General features: G+C 62.3%; 1 protein-coding gene. It reads right to left on the bottom strand.

The window, feature by feature from the left end:
• Nucleotides 1-337, bottom strand: a 337-nt coding sequence (locus tag A3730_RS10640) for a TetR/AcrR family transcriptional regulator (RefSeq protein ID WP_231883923.1), incomplete at its 3' end; no start/stop codon positions are given.
• Between the last annotated feature and the right edge of the window lie 26 nt (nt 338-363).

Genomic DNA, 363 nt, shown 5'->3' with positions numbered 1-363 from the left:
AGTTGATCATCATGCGGCCCATCTGCGGGTTGCGGTCGAAGAAATCCAGCACCACCCAGAACACCTTGCTGAGCCGGTCGCGGAACGTATCAATACCGGCAAGATGGTCCAGCATCCGCTCGGCCAGCTGTTCCAGGCCGTGATGCAAACAGGCGCTCAGCAGCGCCTCCTTGCTGCCCTGCGCGTCATCCCCGTAGTAGCGATAAAGCGTTTGCAGGCTGCAGCGGGCGGCCCGGGCGATTTGTTGCAAGGTCACATGGTGGAATTCCGAATCGGCGAAGACCTGCACCGCCGCCCACTCGATCCGCTCCCGCACCGCCGGATCCTGCCGGGACATCGGCACTGCTTCGGTCGTTTTCTGCA

The organism is Alcanivorax sp. HI0044 (assembly GCF_001634945.1).
The sequence above is the reverse complement of the archived record's forward strand: the minus strand, read 5'-3'. Positions and strand labels throughout refer to the sequence as shown.